The 26,275-nt window shown below is 59.1% G+C and carries 14 protein-coding genes; 8 read left to right on the top strand and 6 right to left on the bottom strand.

Annotation, left to right across the window (positions count from 1 at the left end):
- Positions 1-10: 10 nt before the first annotated feature.
- Positions 11-4,015 carry an Ig-like domain-containing protein gene (locus tag ACYZTR_RS07015; protein WP_461977560.1) on the bottom strand — a complete coding sequence of 1,335 codons (4,005 nt, stop codon included), beginning with the start codon at positions 4,013-4,015 and terminating at the stop codon, positions 11-13.
- A 456-nt stretch (positions 4,016-4,471) separates the two neighbouring features.
- On the opposite strand from ACYZTR_RS07015, the gene ACYZTR_RS07010 reads away from it, so the two are divergent.
- The gene (locus ACYZTR_RS07010; protein WP_461977558.1) at positions 4,472-4,846 is read left to right on the top strand and encodes a DUF6124 family protein; all 375 of its coding nucleotides are present in this window, start codon (positions 4,472-4,474) and stop codon (positions 4,844-4,846) included.
- A 150-nt stretch (positions 4,847-4,996) separates the two neighbouring features.
- Here ACYZTR_RS07010 and ACYZTR_RS07005 read toward each other — a convergent pair whose 3' ends face one another.
- Entirely contained in the window at positions 4,997-5,356 is a 360-nt protein-coding gene (locus ACYZTR_RS07005) for a PilZ domain-containing protein (RefSeq protein ID WP_461977556.1), read from the bottom strand.
- 264 nt (positions 5,357-5,620) lie between these two features.
- Complete coding sequence (locus ACYZTR_RS07000) at positions 5,621-5,995, bottom strand: tetratricopeptide repeat protein (protein ID WP_461977554.1); 375 nt, start codon at positions 5,993-5,995, stop codon at positions 5,621-5,623.
- Positions 5,996-6,167: 172 nt separating this feature from the next.
- Between ACYZTR_RS07000 and pyk the strand changes: the two genes are divergently transcribed.
- Complete coding sequence (gene pyk, locus ACYZTR_RS06995) at positions 6,168-7,619, top strand: pyruvate kinase (protein WP_461969113.1); 1,452 nt, start codon at positions 6,168-6,170, stop codon at positions 7,617-7,619.
- Positions 7,620-7,784: 165 nt separating this feature from the next.
- Here the strand turns inward: pyk and ACYZTR_RS06990 are convergent, their stop codons facing one another.
- The 3 genes from ACYZTR_RS06990 to ACYZTR_RS06980 are packed head-to-tail and all read right to left on the bottom strand — an operon-like array spanning position 7,785 to position 10,596.
- The gene (locus ACYZTR_RS06990; protein WP_461977552.1) at positions 7,785-8,534 is read right to left on the bottom strand and encodes an enoyl-CoA hydratase-related protein; all 750 of its coding nucleotides are present in this window, start codon (positions 8,532-8,534) and stop codon (positions 7,785-7,787) included.
- Between the two features lie 27 nt (positions 8,535-8,561).
- On the bottom strand, positions 8,562-9,497 hold the full coding sequence (locus ACYZTR_RS06985; RefSeq protein ID WP_461977550.1) for an iron-sulfur-binding ferredoxin reductase: 936 nt from the start codon (positions 9,495-9,497) through the stop codon (positions 8,562-8,564).
- Entirely contained in the window at positions 9,490-10,596 is a 1,107-nt protein-coding gene (locus ACYZTR_RS06980) for a GGDEF domain-containing protein (RefSeq protein WP_461977548.1), read from the bottom strand. The genes ACYZTR_RS06985 and ACYZTR_RS06980 overlap by 8 nt, the downstream gene beginning before the upstream one ends.
- A gap of 450 nt (positions 10,597-11,046) precedes the next feature.
- Between ACYZTR_RS06980 and ACYZTR_RS06975 the strand changes: the two genes are divergently transcribed.
- The 6 genes from ACYZTR_RS06975 to ACYZTR_RS06950 all read left to right on the top strand — a co-directional run bounded on the left by ACYZTR_RS06975 (position 11,047) and on the right by ACYZTR_RS06950 (position 26,113).
- Positions 11,047-12,570, top strand: coding sequence for a fumarate hydratase (locus ACYZTR_RS06975; protein WP_057960547.1), 1,524 nt, complete (start codon positions 11,047-11,049; stop codon positions 12,568-12,570).
- A 231-nt stretch (positions 12,571-12,801) separates the two neighbouring features.
- Positions 12,802-17,346, top strand: a complete 4,545-nt coding sequence (locus ACYZTR_RS06970; protein WP_461977546.1) for a SpvB/TcaC N-terminal domain-containing protein — start codon at positions 12,802-12,804, stop codon at positions 17,344-17,346.
- Complete coding sequence (locus ACYZTR_RS06965; RefSeq protein WP_461977544.1) at positions 17,343-20,108, top strand: RHS repeat-associated core domain-containing protein; 2,766 nt, start codon at positions 17,343-17,345, stop codon at positions 20,106-20,108. Before ACYZTR_RS06970 ends, ACYZTR_RS06965 begins: the two co-directional genes overlap by 4 nt.
- 32 nt (positions 20,109-20,140) lie before the next feature.
- Positions 20,141-22,945 (top strand): RHS repeat-associated core domain-containing protein, encoded by a 2,805-nt coding sequence (locus tag ACYZTR_RS06960; RefSeq protein ID WP_461977542.1) that lies wholly within the window; start codon positions 20,141-20,143, stop codon positions 22,943-22,945.
- Positions 22,946-23,021: 76 nt separating this feature from the next.
- A complete protein-coding gene (locus ACYZTR_RS06955; RefSeq protein WP_461977540.1) occupies positions 23,022-24,788 on the top strand; it encodes a sensor histidine kinase in 1,767 nt (588 codons plus the stop codon).
- Positions 24,782-26,113 carry a sigma-54-dependent transcriptional regulator gene (locus ACYZTR_RS06950; protein ID WP_461977538.1) on the top strand — a complete coding sequence of 444 codons (1,332 nt, stop codon included), beginning with the start codon at positions 24,782-24,784 and terminating at the stop codon, positions 26,111-26,113. Before ACYZTR_RS06955 ends, ACYZTR_RS06950 begins: the two co-directional genes overlap by 7 nt.
- The last annotated feature ends 162 nt before the right edge of the window (positions 26,114-26,275 follow it).

Below are 26,275 nucleotides of genomic sequence, written 5' to 3'. Positions count from 1 at the left end.
CGGACTGATGTCAGCCTGCTTCGAACACTGTGAACTTACGCGCCGCCATCCAGCCGGACACTAACTCACCTTTAAACCCTTTACCCGTCACTTGGTATGCCCCCACCGGAAGTGGCCCTGTCACCAGCACCCAGTGCCCCTGTTCATCGGTGATTCCTGCGCCCACTATCTTGTTGGGATTTCCTGACTGGTAAAGCCGTATTTCCGCCCCCGGCATTGCTGTGCCTCGGATTACCGCGTTAATGGGCACATGAGCCCCTTCGGAAGGGCTGACAAAAACCGGGGGTGCTATTTTTCCGGCGACCTTGAACCGCCTCACAGTCCCCATAAAAGTCGAGTCCTGCCCATCCATGGTCTGCTGGGCCTGGAGCACATGAGGGACATCCAAAACGGGCAGTTCCACTTCGCAGCGAGCCGACCATTTGCCTTCTGCATCCACTCTTGCAGTGGCATAAACAGTAGCGGCCTGAGCTTTATGGACCTTGACCTCTGCACCAGGCATACCCGTGCCGGCGAACATCGGTCGCCGTTCGAGCACTTGCGCCTCATCATCGTCCGGCAGCTCAATATTGGGAGGGGTAAACCCGGCTGGCACCTGGATCACCTTGATCGTGAGACCCGGCGGCGACCACACCGAGCAGACATTGTCGCGACACTGTCGCACCGAATAGCTGTAAAGAGTTTGCGCCACCGGCAGCTCTTTTTCTGACCGCAATGCCCACTTACCGTGGCGATCGATCAATGCAGTGCCCAACACATCCCCTGCATTGAAAGCGGTGATGATGGTCACTTCAGCCCCAGGCACTCCCGTACCCGAAAACATCGGATACCGCCCAACCTCTTGCCCCACCATTGGGAAGTCAATGGGAGGAATTTCGACCCCGGCAGCCATGCGCTCAACCATGAACCGCCCGCTCAGCACCCACTCCGATCTTCTGCCCTCAAGGGTCTGGCACACCTGCACCCTTGCCTCGCCGACGGGAAGATCCTTGTTACCCGTCACCGCCCATAGTCCGAGGGCATCGGCCTCTGTCGAAGGGGCCAGCACATCGTCAGCATTGAACGACGATGCAACGGTAATACTGGCGCCCGGTGCGGCACGGCCACTGTACAGCGGCCGCAGACCGACCCAATCTTCGGCCTGGGGATCGGTGATTTCGGGGGGCCCTACGAGGACGGCCATGGTGATTGTTGGTGAATAGAGCGAATCAAGAGAACCTAATTGTGCAAGAACGCTGATACCGACGGTCTCCGTACTACCGTGAGCAATGTCTGCATACCAGGTGCCGTTTTCTGTCACGTCTACATTGCCGATGTTGCTGTAATTTCCTCGCCTGTCGATCCGTACCTTATCCCCTGGATAACCGAACCCGGAAATCCTCAACCTGCGGCCAACCAGCTCACCACCCGAAGGCGTATCAATCACCGGCGGTGCCGGCACCACCGTGACAATCCGCGGGAACGGTGCACTCAGTACAAGTCCCTTGCGAACCTTGGCGATCACGGTGATCGGCCCTCCGGCCGGCAACGTTACATTCGCCTCCCACTTGCCGTCCTCATTCACACGGATATCTTTCAAAAAGGGTAGCGTCTCACCTTCGTGATACAGCTCAACGGCAGACAATGGGTCAGCGCTGCCACTGAACACCGATTCACGCGCCGGCCTGCCGTTTTCTGCAGGCACCAGGATCACCGGCGGTGCCAGGCGAACCTTGACGGTGATGTTCGCCGTGTTGTCCGACACGTTGAGGCTGCTGCCCGTCTCCTTCTGCTTGGCGTAAAAGGTCAGGTCGCCAGGTTGGCGCTCCGCCAGCTCCGCCGTCCACTGCTTGTCTGCACCCACCTGTGTGACTGCCAACTCCAAATGGGTAGCCGAATAAATAAAGACCCAGCAACCTTCCCAACCCTGGCCCTCGATGATCGCTACTAGCCCGACCTCGGCGCCAGGTAGCGTGGAAACTATCGGTTTTGGGGGTTTGACGGTAAAGGTTCGACTCCCGACGGAAGAGGTCTGGCCGCCGAACACCGCCGTTGCCTGGAGCGTATACGTGCGCGGTGCCCAGTTTTCGGCGGCGTTCAGGATAAACGTGCCTCCGGTAGCCGTCAGCTGCACATCGGGTTTGCCGGAGATTTTCAAAGCGATTGCGGAATTTGCCCAGGCGGACCCCGAGATTTGCGGAAGTTGCCCGGTGATTGCTCCGTTCGTGGGCTTGGTAAATACGGGAGCCGGGGAAGCCACGATCATGGAAAACGTGGCACTGTCGGCTGACCACTGATTGTTCACCCATTGCCGCGCGGTGAGGACGTAAGTACCGGGCGCATGATCCGCCGTGGCGGTGACTGTCCAGTTGAGATTGGCCTGCACGTCCACGTGTGGCACACCTGGCAGAAGGGCCGCTTTGTGGCGAATTTCGATCGCGACTATAGCCGTCCCCCACTGCCGTCCTCTCCCGGAGAAGGTTCCCTTCTGACCATTGACCACGGCTGACATACCGGTGGGCGGCGGGGTGGGGACATTGACGGTTTGATTAGGAGACCAAATCGAGTCAATACGCCCACTGCCGCCGTCGGAGATACTCTGTCTGGCATTAAAAATGTAGATGCCCGGGAGCAATGTCGCCGTTGTTTGCCACTTGCCGGCGGTCACCGGTGCGGGAAGCGGCACCGTCGTCCCGGGCCCGCTGACTTTGCTGATCTCGACCGTGGCACCGCCGTAACCGGCGCCGGAAAAAGTCACCGCGGTTGCGGTATCAGCGGCACTAAAGGCTGTTAATGCAGGTGGTGGAATTTTGAACGTGCGAGGAGGACTGCGCAGTGATTCCTTCCCGCCGAGGGTCTGTGAAGCAGCAATAGACATCAGCCCAGGCTGCAATGTAATGGGCGCAGACCAAGTAGAACCCGCCAACGGTGTACTTCGACCGACCTCTACCTCTGTCAAATCCCGAAAAACCTTGATAATAGCCCCCGCCTCTCCACCTGTCCCGGAGAGCGTAAATGGCGAGTTTTGTACTGAGTTTGCTGGGGGGGCGGTAATCACAGGGGTCAAAGGTTTTGTTTTTACGGTGACGGTAACTGTGGGGCTCGACTCTACGGCGCCATTACTAGAAACCTGCTTGGCTACCATGGTGAACCTACCTTCCGGCAAGTCTCTGGTCAGCGTCAGAGTCCACTGCCCGTTGGTCGGGACTTGCACTGAACCATAATCAGGGGCACTGGATGCAGCTTCATGAAGCTTAATTGATTTACCGGGCGTGCCCCTCCCGGAAACGGAAGGTTTTGAAACGTTTATTACAGTATTGTTTACGGGTGAATAAATAAGAGGGGAACCTTGTACAACCGAAATACTAATAACTGAGGACCACATCTCGCCGAGCGAACCACTATAAGATTGTTTAGCCGTAATTTGATGCTGTCCATCCGATAACGCAGTCGTCATATTTAACGACCAATTCCCAGTACTGGACACGGTAGTCGTGCCACTAATCGCCGCTCCCTTGTGAATCCAGACGTTCACCGTAGCGCCTGCTTTCGCCCGGCCTGTGATGGTCGGGTAAGGGGAATAGAAATTTCCTCCGGGTGGATTAATAGTTACCGGATCTATGGCTACAAACCACCCAGAGTCGAACCAAAGTGCTGGATTACCTATAGACCAACCCCTGTAATGGATTGCGTTTCGGCCTTCTGGCATGTCGAAATCCGTGGTGTAACTGAACTGCCCATTCCCATTTTTCACAAACAGCTCTTTATATTTATTACTATTTTTGTCATAAAAGTGCAGTTCGACATCACTCGCCGAGAACATTTCGCCTACGATCACGGCCCCACGCTTGCAAGTAATTATGTGATCAGGTTTTGGGACAATGAGAGCCTTGGGATGCAAGTTCAGCGTTGAATCCACATTAGTCACGTCTGGCTGTTCAACTCTTTCAGGCGTGTTTTCAACGATGCCGGCACCTTCCCTTTCTTCGGCGGAGTCGCCGCTCAGTTTATCTTCGGTGTCATATTTTTTGGCCATGATTAGCTCCGTGACTTTCACGATCAGACAATTAGTTGTAAACATTCTTTGAAATCATTGAATGCCAGTTCGCCGAATCCAGCACCTGTCAGATGTGACAGTCCGGACGAACGGTATCCGTCGATTCCATGGCGCGATCGAGTGACTAGAACGCCTTGCGCAACGGACTACACATCCGCCAGAATCCGCCGGCTTGTGCGCCTTGGCGTTGCCCCGTAACTTGATCCGCGTCGCTGCCAATCAGCGATCGGGTTTAGTCGCCCGGGGCAGGGTAAGGTTTGCAAACGCATCATCCAGTCGGGTATTCCCTATCCCCGCACTCGATGGTGGCTGTGAGCAGGGCGCCTCCGGGCGCGCCGGAAAAAGCCTTACTTCCCCGGTCGACTAACCTGCTTACAGCTGCCGCCTTTCGTTTAGTCGCGAACGGTGATGGCCCAACTTGAAGGAAGTTAGGCAATGATCAAACCAACACCAAATCCACCCCCCGAAACCGACGCGGTTTCCCCCTACGCCACCCTCGATTCAAAAAAACTCCACGCCGCCGCCAACAAGGCGCTGGACCATTACCTCAAACCCGACATCAAACCGCTGCGCTCATCCCAGGACCGTGCCATGAACATGTTCACCGTCGCCCCCGATGCCAACCCCGAAGCCATTGCCATCCAGACCTACGAAACCTTTTCGTCGGTCAGCATTCTGCTGTTGGATTTGGCCGAAAGCCTGGACGACAAACCGCGTCACCTGGCGATGGCGATTTATCAGTTGAGTGAGTTGGGGCTGTTGCTGGTGGAGAAGTCGCTGGAGAACGAGCAGGCGATTGCTACGGCTTAGACTTTAGATCTCGGTCGTCTGGACTGACGCCATCGCGAGCAAGCTCGCTCCCACAGGTTTCTGCGGTGAACACACTTTTTTTGTGAACAACGCTAACCACTGTGGGAGCGAGCTTGCTCGCGATGGCGATTGCAACGGCGCCGCAGAATTTCAGGCCGAAGCAGGCAACGGCTGAAAACTGAAGTACTGCTTCAGCGCACTCACCAATTGCCCATACTCCGTCGGTGCCCGTTGCAGGCTGAACCCGGCGTCATAGTGGTGAGGGGTCGTGTCTTCATGGCACCACAGGCAACACGCCTGAAGATCAATGACCTGCATGCAGCCATCGCTGGCGGGGATTTTCAGGCGCAAATCGAAATCGGCGCCGATCATCATCGGCAACTGACTGATCAGCATCAGCCCGTCTTCGGACACGTTGCCCAGAAAACCGATGGGTTTGTCGGTGACGCTGTTGAACACTCTTAGAAAATACGGCAATTGATGCCGCTCGATCCGGCGGTCAGTGAACATGCGCAATTGGCCCAGCAAGGCCCTTAAGCAGGGCCGCACTAATGCTTCGGAACGGGCCTGCTTCTATTTCTGCTTCTATTTCTTACAGAAAGGCATAGACAAAGGCGCGCTCTCCCCGATCCCGGTGCGACAGTCCACAAAAACCGCTGCCGCTTACTCCTGCCGATCACAGGTGTTACGTCGATGTAGAGACAAGGCTCTAAACCGACCTATTCGACTATAGCTCACCAGCGCTGGTGAGCCAGCCATTGAATGCCCCGTTAATCAGAACCGGGTCGGGCGCACGACCGCCGCACTGCGCAGCGGATAGTGGCCCAGTGACTGCAAGGTTTCCAGGCGGGCGCGGGCGCGGTAGGCGTACTCGCTTTGCGGGTAAGACGCCATGATGAACTGGTAGGTTTGAGCCGCATCGACAAACAGCTTCTGACGCTCCAGACACAACCCGCGCAGCATCGACACTTCCGGCCACACATAAGGCCGCGCGCGGCTGGCGCGTTCGACTTTTGACAATTCGAGCGTCACTTGCTCACAGTTGCCGCGGTCATAGGCGCTGTAGGCGTTATTCAAATGATGGTTCATCGACCAACGGGTGCAGCCCGTGACGCTGAGGAAAAGGACGGCTATGAGCACGAATCGCATGGGGGTTCTCCTGTCTTGAGCTTTGTATCGACCCGTTGGCGAAAATCTTCAGGCTGCCGGTAACCAAAAGTATTCGGTTCAATAAACAAACGAATAAGTAGTGCAAACGAACAATGACTACAACTTCGGACCATAGTAGCCTCACTCAGCGCTTGAACTCAGGAGTCTATGCATGTCCGTCCGTCGCACCAAAATCGTCGCTACCCTTGGCCCGGCCAGTAACTCGCCGGAAGTTCTCGAACAGCTGATTCTGGCTGGCCTGGACGTCGCCCGCCTGAACTTCTCCCACGGCACCCCCGACGAGCACAAGGCTCGCGCGAAGCTGGTGCGTGAACTCGCTGCCAAGCACGGCCGCTTCGTCGCCCTGCTGGGTGACCTGCAAGGTCCGAAAATCCGTATCGCCAAATTCGCCAACAAGAAGATCGAGCTGAAGATCGGTGATCAATTCACCTTCTCCACCAGCCATCCTCTGACCGAAGGCACCCAGACCGTCGTCGGTATCGACTACCCGGACCTGGTCAAGGACTGCGGCGTAGGCGACGAGCTGCTGCTCGACGACGGCCGCGTGGTCATGCGCGTTGATACCGCCAATGCCACCGAGCTGAATTGCACTGTACTGATCGGCGGCCCGCTGTCCGACCATAAAGGCATCAACCGTCGCGGGGGCGGCCTGACCGCACCGGCCCTGACTGAAAAAGACAAGGCCGACATCAAGCTCGCTGCCGAGATGGAAGTCGATTACCTCGCGGTGTCCTTCCCGCGTGACGCCGCCGACATGGAATACGCCCGTCAACTGCGCGACGAGGCCGGCGGTACTGCCTGGCTGGTGGCGAAGATCGAACGCGCCGAAGCCGTGGCCGACGACGAAACCCTCGACGCGCTGATCAATGCATCCGACGCCGTCATGGTGGCTCGTGGTGACCTGGGTGTGGAAATCGGCGACGCCGAACTGGTGGGCATTCAGAAGAAAATCATTCTGCACGCACGCCGCCACAACAAGGCTGTGATCGTCGCGACCCAGATGATGGAGTCGATGATCCAGAACCCGATGCCGACCCGCGCCGAAGTGTCCGACGTGGCCAACGCCGTGCTCGACTACACCGACGCCGTGATGCTCTCGGCGGAAAGTGCCGCTGGTTTGTACCCGCTGGAAGCGGTGCAAGCCATGGCGCGCATCTGCATCGGCGCTGAAAAGCACCCGACCAGCAAGACCTCCAGCCACCGCATCGGCAAGGTCTTCGAAAGCTGCGACCAGAGCATCGCGCTGGCGGCCATGTACACCGCCAACCACTTCCCGGGCGTGAAGGCGATCATCGCGCTGACTGAGAGTGGCTACACGCCGTTGATCATGTCGCGCATCCGCTCTTCCATCCCGATCTACGCGTTCTCCCCGCACCGCGAAACCCAGGCCCGCGCGGCCATGTTCCGTGGCGTCTACACCGTACCGTTCGACCCGGCTTCGCTGCCACCTGAACAAGTCAGCCAGGCCGCGATCGACGAGTTGCTTAAATTGGGCGTTGTGGAGAAAGGCGACTGGGTCATCCTGACCAAAGGCGACAGCTACCACACCATCGGCGGCACCAACGGGATGAAAATCCTGCACGTTGGCGACCCGATGGTCTGAGTGATCGACCGCTGAAAAACGAAAGCCCCGCCATGTGAATGGCGGGGCTTTTTGGTGATCGTTCCCACGCTCTGCGTGGGAATGCAGCCCGGGACGCTCCGCGTCCCAAAAGCGGACGCGGAGCGTCCGTTGAGGCATTCCCACGCGGAGCGTGGGAACGATCGGCTAGTGTTTGTTGATAAACCCCGACAACGCCGCAATCGCTTCCGGCGAGCGCAGCCGTTGAGTGAACAATGCGCCCTCTTCTTCTATTGCCTTGCGCAGCTGCTCGCGGTCCGGGGCTTTCATCAATTGCTTGCTGATGCGCACCGCTTCCGGCGACAGCGATTCGAAACGCAGTGCCATCTCCCGCGCCTTGGCCAGCGCCGCTTCGCCACTGCCCAACGCTTCAGTCGCAATCCCCCACTGCGCAGCCTGCTCACCACTAAAACCTTCACCGAGCAGCAACAACTCGGCGGCTTTGGCATGCCCGAGCAAACGCGGCAGGATCAAGCTGGAACCGAACTCAGGGCACAATCCAAGATTGACGAAAGGCATGCGAAGGCGCGCATCGCGACTGACATACACCAGATCACAATGCAGCAACATCGTCGTGCCTATTCCCACCGCGGCACCGGCCACAGCGGCGATCACCGGTTTGCGGCATTCGAGCAGGGTGAGCATGAACTGAAACACCGGGCTGTCGAGGTTGCTCGGTGGTTGTTGCAGGAAGTCGGCAATATCGTTGCCGGCGGTGAAGCATTCGCTGCTGCCAGTGATCAGCACTGCATTGATTTCAGGGTCGGTATCGGCCTGTTTCAGCGCTTCGGCCAAGTGGCTGTACATGGCGCGGGTCAGGGCGTTTTTCTTGTCGGGGCGGTTGAGCCGCAGGGTCAGCAGGCCGCGTTCGCGTTCAAATTGGATGGCATCGGTCATGGAGGGTCTCGCATCGAAAATCAGCGTTCAACCACGGAGAACAAAGACGTCCGCCAGCAGTTGGTTGCGCGGCAGTCCCGCCAGGTACAGGCGCCGGGCAAAGGCGTCGACGCTGTCAGGGGCCCCGCAGAGTAAGGCCAGGGTTTGCCGGGAAACAAGCCGCAGTTGCGCCAAAGCCTCTGGCAACTCGGCCGGGGTCCACAGCTCGATACTCAGGTTCGGGCGGCTGGCAGCCATGGCTTGCAGGGGTTTGGCGAGGTAATGTTCCTCGGCATCATGGGCCAGGTGGATGACACGAATGGCGCCTTGGTGATCCTGACGCAACGCTTCACGCAAGACGCCGAACAACGGGCCCAAGCCGGTACCGGCGGCCATCAGCCAAAGCGGTCGGGCGTTCCAGTCCAGGTCGTAATGCAATGCCCCGCCGCGCAACTCGCCTAGACGGATCGAGTCGCCGATCTTGAATTGACGGGCAGCATCACTGAATTCCCCCGACTGGCGACACTCGAGATGGAACTCCAGAAACCGGTCTTCTTCCGGCAGGCTGGCCAACGAGTACGGGCGCGCCACGTTGCCCGCCCACAACACCAAATGCTGCCCGGCGCTGTAGCGTAAAGGACGCTCGGGGGTCAGGCGCAAACGCAACACGCTGGTGCTCAACCAATCGACAGCCGCCACCTCGGCCGGGCGACCGTCCTGTTGCGGATCGAAGGTGTGCACCTGCAAGTCCTCGACCACCTGACACTGGCACGCCAGGCGCCAGCCTTGCTGACGTTGGTCTGCGCTCAGGGCATCGGGTCGGCTGTCACTCGGCAGCCCTTGTACACATTGCACCAGACAGGCATGGCAACTGCCGGCGCGACAGCTGTAGGGCACAGACACGCCGTTCTGATTCAAGGCGTCGAGCAAATTGCTGCCCGCCGCCACCGACCATTGGCGTTCGCCGACCCGTAACTCAGGCATCGACGTTCTCCCACGCCGCCGCACAACGATTACGACCGTCACGCTTGGCGCGATAGAGCGCCTGATCGGCGCGCTGCAAGGCATTGTCGAGATCGTCGCCCAGTTCCAGCAACGTCATGCCCGCCGACAAACTGATATGGCTGACGTTGAGGCCGACCAGTTCGACATCCGTGAACGCGATGCGTAGCCGCTCGCAACAAGAGGTCAGGCGTTCGGCGTTGCAATCAGGCAGCAGTAAGACGAATTCTTCACCGCCGTAACGCGCTAGAACATCACCCTCACGCAAGCAAGCGGTGGCCACGGCGGCAAAGGCTTGCAGCACCTGATCACCAGCGGCATGACCGTGGACATCGTTGATCCGTTTGAAATGGTCGAGGTCGATCAGCGCCAGGCCATGCACGACATCGGCGTCCATGGCTTTCAGTTCACGGGAGGCCAGGCGCAGGAAATGCCGGCGATTGAATAGCCCGGTCAGTTCGTCGGTGGCCACCAGGTCTTCGAGCTGGCGCATCATCCCGCGCAGGGTGTCCTGATGCGCCTGTAAGGCAAATCGGCGTTGACGCATGCGTTGACGGGAGGCCTGGACGTAACGGGCATAAAGCTCCAGCCAGACCAACACGATGAGCAGCACGCACACCTGCAACGCGGCCAACGCCGGGTCGGGTAACTGGAACTGGTAGCCCTCCCACAGCGTGATGGCGCTGAAACTTGCGAACACCAACAGCGCGCACCGGAGAAAGGCCAGGCGCGAAAGATGAAACAACCCGAACAGCAGAATCAGCACGTAGAACACCAGGAACGCGCCGCGTGCTTCATCCAGATGGGCGATCAGCCAGGTTTGCCAACCCAGCCCCAGCAACACCTGCACTTCGGTCAGGCTGGGGTCGGAAAAACGCAGGTTGCAACCGCTGTAAAACAGCGCGAACAACGCTGCCTGGCTAATGACCACCAGCGCACTGCCGATGGCCACGTTGGCCAAGGGTTGATCGTAATGGCCCGTGAAAAACGCCAGCCACAGCAGCAATAAAGCCAGGGTGTAGGTGCCGGCTGCGAGGGCAAAGCGTTTGAGTAACAAGCGCTGGATGGCGTTATGGGTCAATCGTTGACTCACCGTGCGAAAGAAGGCTGCTTGAGTGTCCTACTCTACAGACCGAATGCCACTGTAGTGGCGTGCCTGATAAATGACCATTCAATTTTCAGAGCGGAAAACTGGCGTCAAAACCATGACCTGTGGCGAGGGGATTTATCCCCGTAGGGTGGCGAAGCCGCCCCGAAGCTGCACCTCGGTGCGTCAGGTATACCGCGGGTGTCGGGTGGGCGACTGCTTCGCAGTCGAACGGGGATAAATCCCCTCGCCACAGATAAATCCCCTCGCCACGAGATTGACTACCGGCGGGTGTGCCCGCCACCGAGGCGCGGTATACTGCCGCGCCTTTTTAGCGTCGCGCCAGCAGCCCCGGCGTGCCTTGAAAGGTGCTTGCAACCGACCGATGCACCCAAGCTGCAAGCACCTTATTGAATGTTCCCGTCTTTTAGAGGAGCGCGACTCATGACCGTGATCAAGCAAGACGACCTGATTCAGAGCGTTGCCGACGCCCTGCAGTTCATTTCCTATTACCACCCCGTGGATTTCATCCAGGCGATGCACGAGGCCTACCTGCGTGAAGAATCGCCGGCCGCTCGCGATTCGATGGCGCAGATCCTGATCAACTCGCGCATGTGCGCCACCGGCCACCGTCCGATCTGCCAGGACACCGGCATCGTCACCGTGTTCGTACGCGTGGGCATGGACGTACGTTGGGATGGCGCCACCATGGGCCTGGACGACATGATCAACGAAGGCGTGCGCCGGGCTTACAACCTGCCGGAAAACGTTCTGCGTGCCTCGATCCTCGCCGATCCGGCGGGCGCTCGTAAAAACACCAAGGACAACACCCCGGCCGTGATCCACTACTCCATCGTCCCGGGTAACACCGTGGAAGTGGACGTGGCGGCCAAGGGCGGCGGTTCCGAGAACAAGTCGAAAATGGCCATGCTCAACCCGTCCGACTCGATCGTCGACTGGGTGCTCAAGACCGTTCCGACCATGGGCGCCGGCTGGTGCCCACCGGGCATGCTCGGCATCGGCATCGGCGGCACCGCCGAAAAAGCCGCGGTGATGGCCAAGGAAGTGTTGATGGAATCCATCGACATCCACGAGCTGAAAAAGCGCGGCCCGTCCAACCGTATCGAAGAGATGCGTCTGGAGCTGTTCGAGAAGGTCAACCAACTGGGCATTGGCGCCCAGGGCCTGGGCGGTCTGACCACCGTGCTCGACGTGAAGATCATGGATTACCCGACTCACGCCGCTTCGTTGCCGGTGTGCATGATCCCGAACTGCGCCGCCACCCGTCACGCGCACTTCGTGCTCGACGGTTCCGGCCCGGCATCCCTTGAAGCGCCACCGCTGGACGCCTACCCGGAAATCGTTTGGGAAGCCGGTCCGTCGGCCCGTCGCGTCAACCTCGACACCCTGACGCCTGAAGACGTGCAGAGCTGGAAGCCGGGCGAAACCGTCCTGCTCAACGGCAAGATGCTCACCGGTCGCGATGCTGCACACAAGCGCATGGTCGAGATGCTGAACAAGGGTGAAACCCTGCCGGTGGACCTGAAAGGTCGCTTCATCTACTACGTCGGCCCGGTTGATCCGGTGCGCGAAGAAGTGGTCGGCCCTGCCGGTCCGACGACGGCCACGCGGATGGACAAGTTCACCCGTCAGATCCTCGAGCAAACCGGCCTGCTGGGCATGATCGGCAAATCCGAACGCGGCCCTACTGCGATCGAAGCGATCAAGGACCACAAAGCCGTTTACCTGATGGCGGTCGGCGGCGCGGCTTATCTGGTGGCGCAAGCCATCAAGAAATCCCGCGTGGTGGCGTTCGCCGAATTGGGTATGGAAGCGATCTACGAGTTCGACGTGAAAGACATGCCGGTGACCGTTGCGGTTGATAGCAAGGGCGAGTCGGTCCACATCACCGGTCCTGCCATCTGGCAGAAAAAGATCAGTGAAAGCCTGGCGGTGGAAGTGCAGTAAGCGCTCAACCTGCCACCACGGCCGGGTCATCTCTCAGATGCCCGGCCGTTTTTTTGTGTCCCTTTTACTATTCGCTATATAAGGCAGACTTTCCCACGTCATTCGTTCTAAAAATACGGACCTTACCTGTCATATCTGACAGGTCACGTGGCCTGCTGATCTTGTTAGCTTTGCTCCATCACGCGATACCGTTGCAACAGGCGGACGCAAAGCTGAAACAGGATCAGACCCATGGAAGATCAAGCCTCCCTGAGCATCACTGAGCCCTCCATCGCCAAGAGTGCTGCCATTGCCACGATTGGCAAAAGCTGGGGATCGGTCGGCGTGACGGGCAGTGCCTCGTTCGAGTTGCCGCTACCGCTTTCAGGAGGGCGCGGTTTCGATCCCGCACTGGCGCTGAGCTATGACAGCCAGGCCGGTAACGGTCCGTTCGGTATTGGCTGGCGTTTGGGCGCCAGTGCCATCACGCGCCAGACCAGCAAGGGGGTGCCCAATTACCTCGACGTCGACATCATGGTTGGCCCCGCCGGCGAGGAGTTGATGCCCGAACTGGATGACGAGGGCAAGCCAACCTCCAGAATCGAGACCCAATACCGCGAGCTCGATATTGGCGAGCACCGCGTGGTGCGCTACTGGCCACGGGTCGAGAGTTCGTTCGATCTGATCGAGCGTTGGCAACCGAAAGAAAGCCCGTCCTTTTGGCTGGTGCACGGGGCCAATGGCAGTCTTCACGTCTATGGCAAGTCTGATGCTTCGCGCCGTGCCGAACCGGTCGACCCGGACGACCCTGACGCGCCGCCGCGTATTGGTGTGTGGTTGCTGCTCGAAAGCATGAACCCCCATGGCGAACATATCTGTTTCGACTACAAGCCCGAAGATCAAGCTCACAACCCGGATGACTCGCACGACTATCGTGCCCAGCGTCACCTGCACCGGGTGTGTTACGGCAATGCCCGGGCCAGCACAGACTTGTATGCCTGGACCGTGGAAAACCCGGCGAGCCTGGACTGGCATTTCCACCTGGTGTTCGACTACGGCGAACGCACGCTCGATCTGGAAGAGAAACCACTGTACGGGGCGCCGTTCGATGAACCCAGCGAGGGTTATGGTGAGTGGCAACTGCGCAGCGACCCCTTCCACAGCTACAGCTATGGTTTTGAACTGGGGACCCGACGCCTGTGCCATCAAGTGCTGATGTTTCATCATTTCCCAGAGAAGCTGGGCCCAAAACCGGTCCTCGTTCGGCGATTGCTGCTGCAATACCAAACGACCCCCCTGGAATACACCCAACTGGTGGCGGCGCACTATCAGGCGTACGACGCCAGCGGCGCCGTGGAAAACATGCCGCCGGTGGAGTTCGACTACTCAGGCTTCGAACTCAATCAGCAGTCGAGCCCGTTCTTCCCCTTCGAAAACATGCCCGGCATCGAGGACGGCGTGCACCACCAATGCGTCGATCTGTTTGGTGACGGCGTGCCCGGATTTATCTGTCGTTACGACCGGAGCTGGTATTACCGCGAACCCTTGCGCTCGCTGACGGAGGCCGATGACATCCACTATGGCCCATGGACAGAACTGACCCGCATCCCCGTGGCCGATCGCTATCAACCGACCTATCAGGCGCTGACCGATCTGACCGGCGACGGCCGGCTCGACTGGATCCTCGCCTCACCCGGCGTGAGCGGTTTCCACACCCTCAATCCCGATCGCAGCTGGTCAGGGTTCATTCCCTTTTCGGCGTTCCCGGTGGAGTTCTTCCACACGCTTTCACAGTCTGGCGACTTGATGGGCGATGGGCTCAGTTCGATGGCGCTGATCGGCCCGCGAAGCGTGCGCCTGTACGCCAATCGGCGGGAGGACGGTTTCGCCCAGGCTCAGGACGTGGAGCACAAACCGGACACCGACCGCCTGCCGCTGTTCAGCAACTCACGCAGCGAACTGGTGATGCTGAGCAACTTGCTGGGCAGCGACATGACCGAGCTGTGCCGCCTCCGGCACGACGAAATCAAATGCTGGCCGAACCTCGGTCAAGGCCGGTTCGGCAAGGGTTTTGTCATGAGTGCCCTGCCCTTCGACTACGCAACATTCGACGTGGCACGCGTGCGCATCGCCGACCTGGACGGCTCCGGCGCACCGGCACTGATTTATCTGAAGTCCGACGGTTTCGAGATCTATTTCAATCACGGCGGCAATGGTCTGGAGCAAACCCCGGTTACAGTCCCTTGGCCTGACGACATCCGTTACGACAACCTGTGCCAGGTCACCCTTGCCGACCTGCAAGGCCTGGGTTGCGCGAGCCTGATCTTGACCGTGCCGCACATGGCGCCGCGGCACTGGCGCTACGATTTCGTCAGCGCCAAGCCTTACATGCTGGTGGCCAGCAACAACAACATGGGTTGCAGTACGCAGGTGATGTATCGCAGTTCCGCGCAGGAATGGCTGGATGAAAAACCAGCGACCAACCCAGTGTGCTACCTGCCGTTCCCCGTGCCTGTGGTCAAACAACAAAACCAGCTCGATGAAATCACCGGTAACCGCCTGAGTCAGTGTTTCCAGTATTTTCAGGGTTATTACGATGGCCGGAACCGCGAGTTTCGCGGCTTTGGGCTGCTGCGCCAGACCGACAGCGAAACCGGCGCACGTGCTGCAGACGACATCGGTTTTACCGCCCCGGCGCTGGTCTGCACCTGGTTCCATACCGGGCGGCTGATCGATCTGCCAGGCGATGGCTACTTCAATCGTGATCCCGATGCCCTTGCATTGAAGCCCACGTTGTTTTGCCAGTATCACCGCAACGACCATTTTGATGATCCCGTTGCGCCCGCCGACGAAGCCACCGCCCACGAAATCGCCCGCGCCCTCGCCGGTTCTGTGCTGCGCGTGGAGACCTACGCCGCCGACGATGACCTGGCCACGGCGGTGCCTTTCGCTGTGGAGGAAAGTCGTTACAAGGTCCGCGAGCTGCGCAAAAAGGGCGACCATGACACTTACCCGATCATGCTGCCCTTGCCGCTGGAAAAGATCAGCTATCAGTACGAACGCTTCCAGAATGACCCTCTGTGCCGGCATGAAATCACGTTGGGTCATGACGAGTTCGGTTTGCCTGTGCATGCCATTACGGTCAGCTACGCACGACGCAGAAACCCGGATGATGACGAACCGCCGTTCGATGAGGTTGATGAAAAGAAATGGTGGACGGATGCTCACGACCCGGCCCAACAGTCCTACTACCTGAGCGAGTCACGAACCACGTTCATTCACTTGAAGGAAGACCTGCAAGGCTGGCAACTGGGCCTTCCCTATCAGCAACGTGGCAATGCAATGGTCTTGCCCAAGGGGGCGGCACCCGCAGGACTTACTCCTGCAGATATCTCCTATGAACGGTTTATCGATCTATACGCCTCGCCCGAATGGGTCGCTCAGAGGCTACTGACCACGCAGTCGGTCAATCGCTACCTCAAGACTGACGATCGAACATTGCTTGCCGATGGCAAGGCCGATTTCGAGGCACTGCGGGCACCGCTGGAGATTGCACAACTGGACAAGACCGCACTGGAAGCCTACGACACAGTGCCGTCGCTTATTATTCGGGACGAGCTGGAAAGAATCGGCTACTTGCCCATGCCCTTGGTGCTGGGGGTAGACGAGGTGGCAGACAAGGAGGAGGACGAGGAGAGAAATCTATGGTCGTCCCGGTATGGTTATGCCAAGTACGGCGAACTCGATAATTTTTTCAAAGTGATTGAGTACAACGAAACGCCCAGTTACGGCATCACGACCGCCCGTTACGATGCCTATTGCCTGCTGCCGAAAAGCATCAAGCAGCCGGATGGGTGTGAAGCCCGTTTCGAATATGACTATCACTCGCTGCAACTCATGCGCAGCATCGACGCCAATGACAATGTCGAGGAAGCCCTTTACGAGCCGTCCGGACAACCACTGGCCATCAGTTTTTATGGAACCGAAGACGGCAAACAGGCCGGTTTTCGCCCCCTCGACGAACACGTACGCCCTGAGGACCATCGTCCTGACCCGGCGATCGACGATCCGAAAGGCGCCCTGCAACATGCGGCCAGTGTATTGCGCAAAGACCTGTTCAGCTGGATGGGTGAACTTCCCGTTTCCGTCAGGCAGACACCTGACTGGCTCAACACGTGGATCGCACAAGGTGACGTGCTACCTAGCCTGCACGTTCGCGCCAGCGCCCGTCATCGCCTGTCCCGGCTTAAATCCCTGAGCGGACCTGAACAGGCGCTGCTCGATCTGATCGACACCGTTCCCCGCGAACCAGTGCACAGTGTTGTCCTTACCGCCGACCGGTACCACGACGATGATCTGCAGCAAATCCAGATCGTTAAAGCCTTCGTGGATGGTTTTGGCCGGCCATTGCAGATCAAACAATTAGTCGAACCCGGCCCTGCTTTTGTCGTGGAAAACGGAGAGCTGGTGATTGAAAACGGCGAACCAAAGGTTGCGCATGCCGATCCGCGCTGGCGCGTCAGCGAACGTGTGGAATACAACAACAAGGGGTTGCCCGTGCGAGTGTTTCGCCCGTACTTCGCCAATGGGCACCGCTATATCAATGACCATTCCTTCCGTGAGTTCGGCCATCACGATCAGAACTTTTACGACGTGCTCGGTCGCCCGAACAAAGTCATCAACGCCCGAGGGGATGTCGCGCTTGAAATCATTCATCCCTGGTACACCACTAGCCTGGACTTTAATGACACCTACGTTGCTCCGCCTGAAGGTGAGCTAAAGGCAGGCAAACAATGACAACGACGGTTCATTGGCGCACCCCGAATGTGACGGCCATTGATAGTCGCGGCTTACCGATCCGCCAGGCCGAGTACTTGCGCAAGGTCATCGGCGGGCCGCTGGAAACCCTGATCACTCGCCAGCACTACGACGCCGCCGGGCGCCTGCTCGAGCAATCGGACCCGCGATTGTTCGGGTTCATCCCCAACCTGACCACGGTCTACCGCCTTTGCGGTGAGCCGTTCAAAGTCGACTCCGTCGATACCGGTTGGCGTTTGACCCTGCCTGGCGTGGCCGGGGAAGCGCTTCAGCGTTGGGACCAACGCGGCAGTCATTGGCGCACTACCTATGACCTTCAGTTACGCCCGATTGCCATCGAGGAAAACGGCCAGCCAAACGTCGAAACCTTTATCTATGCGGACGCCTCGGCCGATCCCGCCCACAACCTGCGCGGCCAGCTGACCGAACAGCTCGACCGCTCCGGCACCTTGTGGCTCGACAGCTACAGCCTGCTGGGGCAACCACTGCGCGAAACCCGAACCCTTGAGGGCGAGCCCTACCGCAGCAGCCGAATTTACAGCCCGCTCGGCACGGTGTTGAGCCAGACCGATGTCGGTGATCACCTGCAGCAATTGCGTTACGACATTGCCGGGCAGCTCAAGCAGGTTCAGCTGCGGATAAAAGGAAGCTTGAACTGGCAGCCAGTTCTGAAACACGCGCAGTACAACGCCACTGGTCAGATCACCGAGCAACGCGCCGGCAATGACGTGTTCAGCACCTGGACCTACGATCCGGCCGATGGGCGCCTGTCCACGCAGCGAGCGCAAAACACCGCCGAGCCGGCGCTGCAAAACTTCGAATATTTCTACGACCGGGTAGGCAACATCACCCGCATTCTCGACCACGTCTTCACACCGACGTTTTTCGCCAACCAGCGGGTCGATGGCCACCGCGAATTTACTTATGACTCGCTGTACCGACTGCACACCGCCAGCGGCTACGACGATGCCCCACCCTCGGACGTTCCGGGCCTGCCACAGCCGACTGACCCCAACGACCGGCGCAACTACACCCAGACTTACCAGTACGATCACGGCGGTAATCTGATCAAACTCAGCCATGTGCGCGAAGGCGCCAACCATACCCGCCAGATGTTCATCGACCCGGTCAGCAACCGTGGCGTGCGCTGGACCGAAGGCGATCCCGACCCGCAATTCGACAGATTGTTCGACCCCCACGGCAACCTCCAGGCCTTGCAGCCGGGGCAAGGCATGCAGTGGAACGCTCGCGATCAACTGGCATCGGTGACATGGGTCGATCGCGGCGGTAGCGACCCTGATGACGCAGAGCATTACCGCTACAGCCAGGGTGCACGGGTCTTCAAACGCCAAGAAACTCACACGTCGACGACCAGCCATTTCCACGAAGTGCGCTATCTGCCAGGACTGGAAATCCGCACCTGCGACAACGGCGAAGAACTGCACGTCATCACCCTCGCCGGCGGCTTCGGCAGCGCCCGTTGTCTGCATTGGGTGACGGGTAAACCGGCCGGTATCGACAACGATCAATTGCGCTACACCCTGGACGACCACTTGGGTTCCTGCGTGATGGAGCTCGATCAACAGGCGCAGATGATCAGCCACGAAGGTTATTACCCGTTCGGCGCCACCGCTTGGATGGCGGCGCGTTCGGCGTTGGAGGTCAGTTACAAGACTGTGCGCTATTCGGGCAAGGAGATGGATGTCAGCGGCTTGTATTACTACGGCGCCCGGTACTACGCGCCGTGGTTGCAACGCTGGATCAGTGCGGACCCGGCAGGCCCGGTGGACGGGCTGAATCTCTATATGTTTGTCGGGAACAATCCGCTGAGCTATTTCGATGATCAAGGCAAACAAAGAACACCCAGCGAATTGAAGAATAGAATTGTCAGCGGTTTCCAGTTTCTATCCAGCGTCCATCATGAGATGAACACCCTGGGCAAACAGCTCGCTGATCTTTCCCGTCCGACTGCATTCCGGTTGAACATTCTAAAAAACCTTGTCTATCAAATTGGCAACGGCGCTACCGGCTGGTACACGTCATTCCATGGCGCAGGCGCCGCTGGCGGGGCCATTCCCGAATTCACCGACGCCAATCCACATTTATCGGGCGGCGTGTTCGGCATGATTCTAGGCAACAGAGTCGCCGATAAAAGTACCGGCTTGTATGCCCAACTGATGAGCCACTTGAAACTCGACACGCCCATCGTGCCGGATCCTTCCGCGTTCAGCGCCGACACGCTTAAAGAACGGACAGGATTAGGCCTGGCGGGAAACTCCGAGGGGAATCTGTTTCGCCCTGCGACGGGTGATGAATTAATGGCTAACTCGATTGCACTGGTATCCAGAACGGTCGGGGCCTACATCCCAGGAGTCGGGGAAGCCTTTGCCATGGCGAAAGTGGCCGAAGACGCGAGCCGGGCTGAGGAAGGGCTGTTCCCGATAGAGCTGCATGAAATCGAGTCGACGCTTGAGGAGTTGCGCGAAGCGACTGTGGGCGTAGCGGCACAGATCAATGCGGATTTTGCCGAACTGGGCATCAAAGAGTTTTATGACCAAGACCAATTTTATCTGGGGGATCTTGTACTAAGACGCGTGGGCACCGACAAGGCAAGCACGGTCCGCCAGGCGAACCTTTCACCTTTCAAAGAGCGCGCGATAAATGACATTAAGCGTACACAATTGACGCTAAAACGATACGGTCGACATGTGGCAGAAAAAACCACCAAAAGAGCGGCCTGACTTCGAGCGAAACAGGGTTGAAGGGAATTGCTATGACTGGCTCCAGGCAGGTGCGCTCTTTTGATGTCAGCGCCAATGACAATAACGGCAGGCTACTGCGCGGTGTTGCGTCCCTGCACCACCATACGCCGACACTGTTCGTCAACGACAGTCGCGGTTTGCCCGTCCGGCAAGTGGATTATTTGCGCGAGGTCGATGGCGGTGCTGTGGAGGGCCTCGTCAATCGCCAGTTGCATGACGCTGCCGGTCGATTGGCCGAGCAATGGGATCCGCGCCTGTTCGCCAGCGCGCCCAAACCCAACCTCGCCACCGTTTACGGGTTGGGCGGCGTACCCTTGAAAGTCGACAGCGTCGATGCCGGCTGGCGCCTGAGCCTGCCGGGGCCGGCCGGGGAAGCGCTTCAGCGTTGGGACCAACGCGGCAGTCATTGGCGCACCACCTACGACCCTCAGTTACGCCCGATTGCCATCGAGGAAAACGGCCAGCCAAACGTCGAAACCTTTATCTATGCGGACGCCTCGGCCGATCCCGCCCACAACCTGCGCGGCCAGCTGACCGAACAGCTCGACCGCTCCGGCACCTTGTGGCTCGACAGCTACAGCCTGCTGGGGCAACCACTGCGCGAAACCCGAACCCTTGAGGGCGAGCCCTACCGCAGCAGCCGAATTTACAGCCCGCTCGGCACGGTGTTGAGCCAGACCGATGTCGGTGATCACCTGCAGCAATTGCGTTACGACATTGCCGGGCAGCTCAAGCAGGTTCAGCTGCGGATAAAAGGAAGCTTGAACTGGCAGCCAGTTCTGAAACACGCGCAGTACAACGCCACTGGTCAGATCACCGAGCAACGCGCCGGCAATGACGTGTTCAGCACCTGGACCTACGATCCGGCCGATGGGCGCCTGTCCACGCAGCGAGCGCAAAAAACCGCCGAGCCGGCGCTGCAAAACTTCGAATATTTCTACGACCGGGTAGGCAACATCACCCGCATTCTCGACCACGTCTTCACACCGACGTTTTTCGCCAACCAGCGGGTCGATGGCCACCGCGAATTTACTTATGACTCGCTGTACCGGCTGCACACCGCCAGCGGCTACGACGATGCCCCACCCTCGGACGTTCCGGGCCTGCCACAGCCGACCGACCCCAACGACCGGCGCAACTATACGCAAACCTACAGATACGATCACGGCGGCAACCTGATCGAGCTTCGCCATGCGCGCGAAGGCGCCAACCATACTCGCCAAATGGTCATCGATCCGGTCAGCAATCGCGGCGTGCGCTGGACCGAAGGCGATCCCGACCCGCAATTCGACAGATTGTTCGACCCCCACGGCAACCTTCAGGCGTTGCAGCCGGGGCAAGGCATGCAGTGGAACGCTCGCGATCAACTGGCATCGGTGACATTGATCGATCGCGGCGGCAGCGACCCTGATGACGCAGAGCATTACCGCTACAGCCAGGGTGCACGGGTCTTCAAACGCCAAGAAACCCACACGTCGGCGACCAGCCATTTCCACGAAGTGCGCTATCTGCCGGGGCTGGAAATCCGCACTCGTGACAACGGCGAAGAACTTCACGTCATCACCCTCGCCGGCGGCTTCGGCAGCGCCCGTTGTCTGCATTGGGTGACGGGTAAACCGGCCGGTATCGACAACGATCAATTGCGCTACACACTGGACGACCACTTGGGTTCCTGCGTGATGGAGCTCGATCAACAGGCGCAGATGATCAGCCACGAAGGTTATTACCCGTTCGGCGCTACGGCGTGGATGGCGGTGCGTTCGCAGATCGAAGTGGCTTACACGTTCATCCGTTACTCGGGCAAGGAGATGGATGTCAGCGGGTTGTACTTCTACGGCGCGCGGTATTACGCACCGTGGTTGCAACGCTGGATCAGCGCCGATCCCGCTGGAGATGTGGACGGGCTGAATCTGTATGTGTTTGTGGGGAACAATCCGCTGAGCTATGTTGATCATCAGGGTGGCATCAGGGTGCCGTTCGCGATCCCCGAACAAATCAAGGCTTCGTTCGCCAATGGTGATCCACGCGGCACATTTGATCTGAAGATATGGAGACACCTGGAACTACTCGATGCGATCTCGCTAGGTGTACGTGACACCGAGCAGCAAGTCCTCAATCATCGATCAGCCGCAGAGCATGGCAAATCCGCGGCCCATCGAACGGGGTTTTTCCTGGCGGGACAAGGTGTATCCATCGCTGCCAGCATGGGTGTCGGCGCGCTGCTAGGCACACCTGCAGGCCCTCCTGGCATGGTGATTGGAGCAGCAGTAGGCTTGGCCACCGGCAAGGTAGTTAGCCTGGCGACGGAATACGTTGGCAAAAAATCCGGAATGAGCTCGTCGGTCAGTCTGCAATCAAACCTCCTGAACCCAACGAAGGTTTTAGCCAAAATCAATTCGGAAAGTTCGGATCGTTATCTCGCCGACAAGGCGTCCAAGTGGCTGCCTACCAACAAAGAAGGAAGAGAAAACCTGGCTAAAGAAGCTGCGACCTTTGGATTGAAAAAAGTGCCTTACGCAGGCACTGCCTTGGGGACCGTTTTCAAAGTCAAAGACATATTCCAAGAAGTAAACGACGGGGGAAAAGATCTGAGCGAAGACCAGTTCAACGCGCTCGATAGCAACATCATCAGCCTGATTGAAACAGTAGAACGGGGAACAACCCGGTTACTGAATATGGCCAAGGAATATAATCGCCAGGAAGTGCTCGGCTACAACATGGAACGGATCGGAGAGAAAAGTAAAAAACGGGTGAATATACTGAACGATCTGAGAACCGTGCTTTATTCAAAGTCCAAAAAATTCACTGCGGTGTAACCCTTACTGCACAAGCTCTCAAACCCGTTCTGACCCATGCTATCGTGCCCGCCCGATTACCTATATTTGCCATAGCATGTTCGCGACCTCACGCTCCTTACGGCTGGTGCTCTTTAGCCTGCTGATCACTGCCGGTACGGCCCTCGCCGCAACCCTGGCCATCCGTCACGCCGAGCGTCAGGCCCTGGTGGAAGACGCTGCCCGTGCCAATCAACAATTGGCGCTGTACGCAACGTCCCTGCACACCCTGATCGACCGCTACCGCGCCCTGCCCGCCGTGCTGGCGCTCGATCCGCAGTTGCGTTCGGCGCTGGCCGGCCCTGTCGACGCCGAACAGCAAGCGGCGCTTAATCTGAAACTGGAAAAAATCAACGGTGCAGCCAAATCCTCGACCCTGGAACTGCTCGATCACACCGGCCTTGCCGTGGCGGCGAGCAACTGGCGTTTGCCCAGCAGTTATGTCGGCCACAATTACGGCTTTCGCCCCTACTTCAGCCAGACCCGCACCCAGGGCACCGGGCGCTTTTACGCGGTGGGCGTGACGAGCGGGATTCCCGGATACTTCCTGTCCAGCGCGGTCACCGATGACAACGGGCAGTTCCTCGGCGCGATGGTGGTGAAACTCGAGTTTCCGGAACTGGAGCGCGAGTGGCGTCAGGGCAGCGACACCCTGCTGGTCAGTGATGCGCGCGGGATTATCTTCATCGCCAACCAGCCGGGCTGGCGCTATCGCTTGTTGAAGCCGCTGGGTGACAGCGATCACGCCGAACTCAAGGCTACCCGCCAATACGACAAACAACCGCTGACACCGCTCGAGTATCAATCGGTTCGGCGCTTCGACTACAACAGTGATCTGACGCGGGTCGTGGGTCCTGACGGGACCGCGAATTACCTGTGGGAATCACTGCCGCTGAGCACTGAAGGCTGGACGTTGCATCTGCTGCGCCGCCCGCAAGTCGCGTTCGAAGACAGTCGCAACGCCGGGCTCGCCGCTGCCGGGCTGTGGCTGGCGGTGGTGTTTCTGTTGCTGTTTCTCAATCAGCGCTGGCGTTTGGCCAAGCTGCGCCAGCGCAGTCGCGAAGAGCTCGAACAACTGGTGGAAGAACGCACTCGCGACCTGCGCACCGCTCAAGACGGTCTGGTGCAATCGGCCAAACTCGCCGCACTCGGCCAGATGTCTGCCGCGCTGGCCCATGAAATCAACCAACCGTTGACCGCCCAGCGTATGCAGCTTGCTACTCTGAGGCTGTTGCTCGATCACGGCCGGGTCGACGACGCCTACAAGGCGCTCAGGCCGGTGGATGACATGCTGACGCGCATGGCCGCCCTCACCGGTCACCTGAAAACCTTCGCCCGCAAAAGCCCCAGCGGTTTACGCGAACGCCTGGACTTGGCGGCAGTGGTCGACCAATCGTTGCAACTGCTCGACACACGGTTGCGCGATGAACAGGTCAGCACGGTGCTGCACCTGACGCGCCCGGCGTGGGTGCGTGGCGACGCGATTCGTCTGGAACAGGTGCTGATCAATTTGCTGCGCAATGCCCTGGACGCCATGCAGGACAAACTCTGCAAACGCCTGGAAATCCGTCTAGAAGCCGACGATCAACTCTGGCGCCTGACCGTCGCCGACAACGGTGGCGGCATTGCCGAAGAGCACTTGGCGAACGTGTTTGATCCGTTCTTCACCACCAAACCGGTGGGTGATGGCCTGGGCCTCGGGCTGGCCGTATCCTTTGCCATCGTTCATGAATCGGGTGGACGCCTGAGCGCCGACAATCATGCAAACGGCGCGGTGTTCACCGTGACGTTACCCATCGACCTGGAGGCGCCTGGTTCATGCTGAATTCAGTGATGGTGGTCGACGACGAAAGCAGTATTCGCAGCGCCGTCGAACAATGGCTGAGCCTGTCGGGGTTCGAGGTGCAGTTGTTCAGCCGCGCCGATGAATGCCTGGCGCAACTGCCCAAGCATTTCCCCGGCGTGATCCTCAGCGACGTGCGCATGCCCGGCATGACCGGCCTGGAACTGCTGGCCGAGGTTCAGCGCCGCGATGCCGACTTGCCGGTGATTCTACTGACCGGTCACGGCGATGTGCCGATGGCGGTCGACGCCATGCGCGATGGCGCCTATGACTTCCTCGAAAAACCCTTCAGCCCCGAAACCCTGCTCGGCAGTCTGCGCCGCGCGCTGGACAAGCGTCGGCTGGTGCTGGAAAACCGCGCCTTGCACGAGCAGGCGGACAACCGCGCCAAACTCGATGCGACGCTGCTGGGCGTGTCCCGTGGTTTGCAGACGCTGCGCCGGCAAGTGCTGGACCTGGCGACGCTGCCGGTCAATGTGTTGATTCGCGGTGAAACCGGCAGCGGCAAGGAGCTGGTTGCCCGTTGCCTGCATGATTTCGGGCCACGCGCCGACAAACCGTTTGTGGCACTCAATTGCGCGGCAATTCCTGAGCAGCTGTTCGAGGCCGAGTTGTTTGGCCATGAGAGCGGCGCGTTCACCGGCGCGTCGGGCAAACGCATCGGCAAGCTCGAATACGCCGATGGCGGCACGCTGTTTCTCGATGAGATCGAAAGCATGCCGCTGGCCCAGCAGGTGAAATTGTTGCGGGTGTTGCAGGAGCAGAAACTGGAGCGGTTGGGCTCGAATCAAAGCATCCGCGTGGATTTGCGAATCATCGCCGCGACCAAACCCGACTTGCTGGACGAAGCCCGGGCCGGACGCTTTCGCGAGGATCTGGCCTACCGGTTGAACGTGGCCGAGTTGCGGCTGCCGCCGTTGCGCGAGCGGCGGGAAGACATTCCGTTGTTGTTCGAGTCGTTTGCGCAGAACGCAGCCGAGCGTTTGGGGCGCAGCTTTCCACCGCTGAGTGGTCCGCAGTTGAGCCATCTGCTGAGCCACGACTGGCCGGGGAATGTGCGCGAACTGGCGAACGTTGCCGAACGTCAGGTGTTGGGACTGGGCGAGCCGGAACCGATGGGAATTGATCCCGGGCAGTCGCTGGCGGCGCAGCAGGAAGCGTTTGAATCGCATTGTTTACGCGCGGCGTTGACTCGGCATAAAGGCGATGTGAAAGCGGTGTTGGAGGAGCTGCAACTGCCGCGCCGGACCTTTAACGAAAAGATGCAGCGGCATGGGCTTAATCGCGAGATGTTCCTCGGCGAATGATCGTTCCCACGCGCAGCAAAGGAATGCCTTAACGGACGCTCCGCGTTCGGCTTTTGGGACGCAGAGCGTCCCGGGCTGCATTCCCACGCAGAGCGTGGGAACGATCAGGTTCGGCGAAAATCCGCTTGTCACCCTACGCACCATAAGCGGATTTCCGCTCAC

The organism is Pseudomonas sp. Hz4, assembly GCF_054898165.1.
Note: the sequence above shows the minus strand (reverse complement) of the source record. Positions and strands in the feature narration are given on the sequence as shown.